Below are 6,376 nucleotides of genomic sequence, written 5' to 3' on the forward strand. Positions count from 1 at the left end.
AACGCGGTGCGTATCGCCCCGACGGCGATCCCGGGGGCGTACCTGGTGACCCCCGAACAACTGCCGGACGAGCGCGGCGCCTTCTGGGAGGGGATGCGCGCCGACAAACTGGAGGAGGTGCTGGGTGAGCCGTTCGTGCCCCGGCAGATCAGCTACTCCGTGTCCCGCCGCAACACCCTGCGCGGCATCCACACGGTGGCCGTCCCGCCCGGGCAGGCCAAGTACGTCAGCTGCGTACGCGGCGCGCTGCGCGACATCATCGTCGACCTGCGCGTCGGCTCACCCACCTTCGGCCGGCACCACGTGTGCACCCTGGACGCCTCCTCGGGCCGCTCCCTCTACATCCCGGAGGGTGTCGGCCACGGCTTCTTGACCCTCGGCGACGACACCTGCATCTGCTACGTGATGTCGACGGTCTACGCGCCGGGCACCCAGATCGACATCAACCCCTTCGACCCCGAACTGCACCTGCCCTGGGACATCACCGAGGAACCCCTGATGTCACCGAAGGACAAGGCCGCGGCCGGCCTCGCGCAGACCCTGGCTGCCGGGGTGCTGCCACGCTGGAACGAGGAGAAACCGTGACAGACGCCATTCGCGTCGGAGTTCTCGGCAGTGCGGAGATCGCCTGCCGCCGGATGCTTCCGGCCTTCGCCCGCTCCGCGGCCTTCGAGATCACCGCGATCGCCTCGCGGGACCCGGGCCGCGGCGCGGCGGCCGCCGCTCCCTACCGGGCGCGGGTGCTGCACGGCTACCACCGGCTGATCGAGGACGGGGACGTGGACGCGGTCTACATCCCGCTGCCGCTCGCCCTGCACGCCGAGTGGGTCGAGGCGGCACTGCGCGCGGGCAAGCACGTGCTGGCCGAGAAGCCGCTGAGCACCTCCATGGAGGTGAGCGCGCACCTGTTCGCCCTGGCGCGCCGCCGCCGCCTGGCCCTGATGGAGAACGTCATGTTCATCCACCACGGCCAGCACGCCCGGGTCCGCCGGCTCATCGAGGACGGGGCCATCGGCGAACCGCGCTCCTTCCACGCGGCGTTCACCGTGCCCCGCCGCTCCGCCGGGGACATCCGCTACCGACCCGAGCTGGGCGGCGGCGCCCTGTGGGACACCGGCGTCTACCCGGTGCGCGCCGCGCAGCACATCCTCGGCGCCGAACTGACCGTCGTGGGCGCCGTCGCCACGGCCGCCGCCGGCTTCGACGTCGACACCGCCGGGGCCGCCCTGCTGCGCCGCGACGGCGACGGCGTCGGCGTCCACCTGACCTACGGTCTCGACCACGCCTACCGCAGCACCTACGAGGTGTGCGGCAGCACCGGCCGGCTGACCCTCGACATGGCGTTCACCCCGCCCGCCGACCACGTCCCGGTGATCCGGCTCCACGACCGCTCCGGCAGCCGGGAACTGCGCCTCGGCCCCGAGGACCAGGTGGCCGGCACCGTCGCGGCGTTCGCCGAGGCGGTGCGCCGCGGCGCTGTCCGCGCCGAGGACGAGAAGGCCACGCTGGAGCAGGCCCGGCTGCTGCGCGACATCCTCGGCACGACCGTCCCGACCCCGGCACTGAGCGACTGAGAACGACGCCGGGCGGCGCACGGCTGAGCGGCACACGGTCCGGCCGTGTGCCGCTCAGTCATGTGGCTGCGCCGTGCCGCCGGGCCCTCAGCGGGCGGTGCGCCCGACCGTGTGCTCGGGGCCCAGCTCCTCGATCTTGAACTCACCCGTGGGGAAGCTCGGCGTGGGCAGCGGATCGGGGTAGGCGGCCTCCACGCGCGGCGGCTGCCGACGCACGTACGCGGCGCGCAGCCTCAGCGCGGTGTCCACCGCAAGCCGCAGCGGCCGGGACGGCTCCGGAACGCCGAACGCCTTGCGCATGTGCGGTGTCAGGAGCGCCGGAAGAGCCGCGGCCGCCGCCTTGCGGCCCAGCGGCTGGAGCCGTTTCGGGAGCCATCCGGCCATCGGCTCGATGACGGTGTTCCGCAGCACCTGCCACAGCGTCACGGCCTCCGGCGAGTACGCGAAGTGCCGCTCGACGTAGTCGTCGTGGAACCGGGCGAACTCCTCGAACGAGCCCGGGATGTCCTTCAGGCCCATCAGCTCGCCCTGTTCGCGCATGTGCAGATAGGCCGCGGTCCGCTCCTGGTCGCTCAGCGGCCGCCAGCCGTACCGGTCCACCCAGCGGATCTGTATCAGCATGCTGGTGGCGAGGACGAACAGGTACTCCTCGTTGCTGATGCTCCACTGCTTCTTGTCGTCGCTGATGTGCCGGACCGCGTTCTTGTGGATGCGGTTCATCTGCCGCGCCGCCGCCCGGCCGCGCTCGTCCTTGAACCCCCGCCGCACCATCTCCAGGCTGATCAGGGCGAAGTGCTCCATGCGCCGCTGGGTGTTCTGGGTCAGCTCCCCGGTCCGCACCAGGAGCGCCGCCATCTGCGGCGGCGCGACGCTGTTGCAGAACGCCAGCGCGCCCGCGACGCTGAAGTCCCACGGGAACTCGTAGCCCATGTCGAGCCACCAGATGCGGCTGTACTCCTCCTTGACGTCCATGCCCTGGATCTCACGGAGCCGGGCATAACGTGCGTTCCTGTCCATGGCCATGCCGTGGCCTCTCCTCTCGCCGGTCACCTCGGAAAAAGCGGGTCGGCTGACGTCGGTCCGTGCGGCCGTTGCGCCCGTGCCGGTGGCGGGGGAGCAGCGGGTCGACGGCTCCGCAGCGACGACCATGCCCCATGGAGAACGCCGTGCGCCCCAAGGCGCCGGCGACTGCGTCAAGTCCGCCCCCCAGCGAGCGGCGCGCGGGGCGTCCCGCCCGAACACGTGGGGGGCGGTCACTCCGGGCGCCGGGCCGGTCAGCCCTGGTCCCGCACGGGGCCGAGGCGTCGACGTGATTGACCGCTGACCTCGACGCCGACGAGGACCTCCGTCGATCCCGGCCGGGGCGTGGGCAGCTCGCCGTACCGGATCACGTCCAGCGGCCCGAACTGTTCCACGGGGGCGGCAATCATGGTTCCGATCCTGCCGCACCACGATCCGCAGGCCGGTGGACGCCTCCACAGTGTGTCACCTGGCCCCGCCCGGCTTCACCTCAACGTAACGGGTACAGGCGCTACTTGACATAAACGTGGGGCTTCTGTGTCAGCGCTGCCGGACCGTAGGCACGCTGGGGCCGCTTGGCAACCCAGACCGGATGCGCTCGCCGAATGGAGCTGCATGTGACTATGTTGAACAGACGACGGTTCATGGCCGGAGCGGGCGCCGCTGTGGCCACCTCCGGGACCGTCACCGCAGTCGGAACGTCCTCACCCGCCGCGCACGCCGCCCCCGCGCACGCCGCCCCCGCGCACGCCGGCGCGATCCCCACGGTCAGGCCCGGTGACGCCCGCTACGCCGACATGGTGTCCGGCATGAACGCCCGCCTTGTCGGCACCCCCGAGGCCGTCCGCCTGCCGGCCACCACACAGCAGGTGGTCCAGGTGGTGCGCGAGGCCGTCCAGGCCGGCAAACGGATCGTGGTGCGCAGTGGCGGTCACTGCTTCGAGGACTTCGTCTTCAACAAGGAAGCTCAGATCATCGCCGACCTGCGGCTGATGAACCGGGTCGGCTACGACGAGCGGCGGCGCGCCTTCTTCGTCGAGCCGGGCGCCACCCTCCTGGACATCTACGAGACGCTGCACAACGGGTGGGGCGTGACCATCCCCGGCGGTGGCTGCCACAGCGTCGGCGCGGGCGGTCACTTCGCGGGCGGCGGCTACGGCGTCCTGTCCCGGGCGCACGGCATCGTCATCGATCACGTGTACGCCGCCGAGGTCGTCACGGTCGACCGCAAGGGCCGGGTGCGGGCCGTCGTGGCCACCAGGGAGCCGAACGACCCCAACCGTGACCTGCTGTGGGCGCTGGCCGGCGGTGGCGGCGGCAACTTCGGCATCGTCACCAAGTACTGGCTGCGCAGCCGCGGAGCCAAGGGCAACGACCCGGGCCGGCTGCTGCCCCGGCCGCCCTCCAGGGTCGTCTACACGCAGGTCACCTGGCCCTGGGAGCAGATCACCGAGGCCGGCTTCACCAACCTGCTGCGCAAGTACAGCCGTTGGTCCAAGGACAACGCCTCCCTCGACTCCGAGTACCTGGACCTCGGGCACTGGCTGTTCCTCAACCACGTGTCCGCGGGCACCCTCTTCATGGTGGCGCAGATCGACGCCGACAAGCCCGGCGCCCAGCAGCGGATGGACGCTTTCGTCGACTTCCTCAGCGAGGCCATGGGCGCCGAACCGAACTGGCGCGACTCGCAAAACCTGCCGTTCATGAAGGCCACCACCTACAGCACCACCGGCGGTGAGACCCTCAACAACCCGAACCTGCGCACCTTCCACAAGTCCGCGTTCGTCAAGGACGTCTTCCCCCAGCGCCAGATCGACGCGCTCTACAAGCACCTGACGCGCAAGGACTACGACAACGCCTACAGCTACATCGTGCTGGCCTCCGCGGGCGGGCGCATCAACGAACTGGGCCCGACCGAGACCCCGGCGCCGCACCGCGACTCGCACCTGGTGATGTTCTACGAGTCCTACTGGCACCACGCCGACAAGGACGAGGCCAACATCGCATGGCTGCGCGACATCTACCGCGACGTGTACGCCGACACCGGCGGCGTGCCCGTGCCCAACGACGTCACGGACGGCTGCTACATCAACTATCCGGACAGCGATCTGAGCGACCCGGAGTTCAACAAGTCCGGCATCCCCTGGCATCAGCTGTACTACAAGGGCAACTACGCGCGGCTGCAGAAGGTCAAGGCGGCCTGGGACCCGCGCAACGTCTTCCACCACCGGCAGTCCATCAAGCTGCCGGGCAGGTGACACCCACACCACCCACGAAGCGGGCTGTGCGACCCACCGGGTCGCACAGCCCGCTTTGTTCGTCATCGCGACCGCCCCGGCCGGGCGCCAGACTCCGGCCGGGGCGGTCCGCACCTCACAGCAGGGCGCGCGCCTCCGCGATCAGCTCCACCTGCTGCTGCCAGTCGCCGCCGTCGACCACGAGGTCGAGGTGATCGGCGCCGGCCTCCGCGTAGGCGGCGAACCGCTCGGCGGCCTCCTTCGGGCTGCCGCCGATCGGCACCAGCGGCGCCTCCTCGGGAGACAGCCCGTACATGTCCACCAGACTCTTCTCGAACGCCACACGCGCCGAGCGCACGGACTCGTCGTCGCCGAGTCCGGCGTGGAGCCACACCGTGGTGCGCGGCGCGGGCCGCCCCGCCTCCTCGGCGATCTCCCGCAGCCTCGCGACGCCGCGGGCCACCGTCGCCGGGGGCACCATGGACGGCAGCCAGCCGTCCGCGTGCAGCGCGGCACGCCGGATCGCGCCGTCGGAGTTGCCGCCGATCAGCACCGGTGGTGCCGGTACGGCCGGCGCCAGCGTCACAGCGGGGCCGTCCGGCAGCGTCGTCTCCTCGCCGGTCAGCAGTCCCGGCAGCAGCTCCAGGGCGCGCACCAACCGTGCGTTGCGGCCCTCCGGAGCAGCGCCGACGGCCTGCCAGAACGGCGTCCCGGGCGCTCCACCCGACCCGACCCCGAGGACGACGCGGTTGCCGGACAGGTGCTGCAGCGCACCGATCTGGGCGGCGGTCCAGGCGATGTTCCGCAACGGCAGCACCAGGACGCCGAACCGCAGCTCCACCCGAGTGGTCACGGCGGCGGCGGCCGAGAGGGCGACGGTGGCCTCCAGGGCCGGCGTGCCGTTGCCCATGATGAAGTCGGACACGGACACGGAGTCCAGACCGGCCTGTTCGACGTGGCGGGCACCGGCCGCTATGCCTGGAAAGCCCTTCGGCGCCAGGTCGGCCATGGTGGGCAGGGAAATGCCGACTTTCATCGCTGGCAAGACGTCCTCCGTGTCGCATGACGAATGGGGGCGCCATCCCCGGGCACGGGCCACCGAACCGGTCCGGATGCCTGATCGCACGGCGATGGCCGTTGCAGCGTAGCGACGGACGCGGAACCGTACCCGGCCCCCGCCCGCACTATGTCAGCTTGCCCGTCCACCCGGGCGCGCCCTGCCTGAGCGGACACTTGACGAAGCCCCAGGGACCGCCTTGCCCGCCGGCCGCGGGCCGGGTTCCACTCGTGCCGTTGTCAGGCAGTTGCCGGGGGTCAGGACCTCCTCCCAGCTCAGCGATGCCTGGCGGGTGCTCGTGGTCAGGACGACTCTGGAGTCACTACCGACATGACAGTTGTAGCCATGGACCCCGGCGACATCGCCAAGGGGAGCAAGCCGGTCACCCGCCTCGACCGGGTGATCATCAGGTTCGCGGGGGACTCGGGTGACGGTATGCAGCTCACCGGTGACCGTTTCACCTCGGAGACCGCGTCGTTCGGCAACGA

General features: G+C 71.1%; 6 protein-coding genes. 3 read left to right on the top strand and 3 right to left on the bottom strand.

Annotation, left to right across the window (positions count from 1 at the left end; genetic code table 11):
• Positions 1-6: 6 nt before the first annotated feature.
• Together ACFZDA_RS40690 and ACFZDA_RS40695 are read left to right on the top strand one after the other, a co-directional pair.
• The gene (locus ACFZDA_RS40690; RefSeq protein ID WP_391091465.1) at positions 7-585 is read left to right on the top strand and encodes a dTDP-4-dehydrorhamnose 3,5-epimerase family protein; all 579 of its coding nucleotides are present in this window, start codon (positions 7-9) and stop codon (positions 583-585) included.
• Entirely contained in the window at positions 582-1,574 is a 993-nt protein-coding gene (locus tag ACFZDA_RS40695) for a Gfo/Idh/MocA family oxidoreductase (protein WP_391091467.1), read from the top strand. The genes ACFZDA_RS40690 and ACFZDA_RS40695 overlap by 4 nt, the downstream gene beginning before the upstream one ends.
• An 87-nt stretch (positions 1,575-1,661) precedes the next feature.
• Here ACFZDA_RS40695 and ACFZDA_RS40700 read toward each other — a convergent pair whose 3' ends face one another.
• Together ACFZDA_RS40700 and ACFZDA_RS40705 are read right to left on the bottom strand one after the other, a co-directional pair.
• Positions 1,662-2,597, bottom strand: coding sequence for an oxygenase MpaB family protein (locus tag ACFZDA_RS40700; protein WP_391091469.1), 936 nt, complete (start codon positions 2,595-2,597; stop codon positions 1,662-1,664).
• Positions 2,598-2,848: 251 nt separating this feature from the next.
• Positions 2,849-3,004, bottom strand: a complete 156-nt coding sequence (locus ACFZDA_RS40705) for a hypothetical protein (RefSeq protein ID WP_391091471.1) — start codon at positions 3,002-3,004, stop codon at positions 2,849-2,851.
• 213 nt (positions 3,005-3,217) lie between these two features.
• Here ACFZDA_RS40705 and ACFZDA_RS40710 point away from each other — a divergent pair, with 213 nt between their 5' ends.
• Positions 3,218-4,852 (top strand): FAD-binding protein, encoded by a 1,635-nt coding sequence (locus ACFZDA_RS40710; RefSeq protein ID WP_391091477.1) that lies wholly within the window; start codon positions 3,218-3,220, stop codon positions 4,850-4,852.
• 115 nt (positions 4,853-4,967) lie between these two features.
• On the opposite strand, the gene ACFZDA_RS40715 is transcribed toward ACFZDA_RS40710, so the two are convergent.
• Positions 4,968-5,867, bottom strand: a complete 900-nt coding sequence (locus ACFZDA_RS40715; RefSeq protein ID WP_391091479.1) for an LLM class flavin-dependent oxidoreductase — start codon at positions 5,865-5,867, stop codon at positions 4,968-4,970.
• Positions 5,868-6,376: the final 509 nt, after the last annotated feature.

This window comes from Streptomyces sp. NPDC007991, assembly GCF_042958445.1.
In the GTDB taxonomy this organism is placed as follows: domain Bacteria; phylum Actinomycetota; class Actinomycetes; order Streptomycetales; family Streptomycetaceae; genus Streptomyces.

Excerpts from the sequence above, each read along its gene's own strand:
- ACFZDA_RS40710 (WP_391091477.1), top strand. The coding sequence starts at position 3,218 with ATGTTGAACAGACGACGGTTCATGGCCGGAGCGGGCGCCGCTGTGGCC.
- ACFZDA_RS40715 (WP_391091479.1), bottom strand. The coding sequence starts at position 5,867 with ATGAAAGTCGGCATTTCCCTGCCCACCATGGCCGACCTGGCGCCGAAG.
- ACFZDA_RS40700 (WP_391091469.1), bottom strand. The coding sequence starts at position 2,597 with ATGGCCATGGACAGGAACGCACGTTATGCCCGGCTCCGTGAGATCCAG.
- ACFZDA_RS40705 (WP_391091471.1), bottom strand. The coding sequence starts at position 3,004 with ATGATTGCCGCCCCCGTGGAACAGTTCGGGCCGCTGGACGTGATCCGG.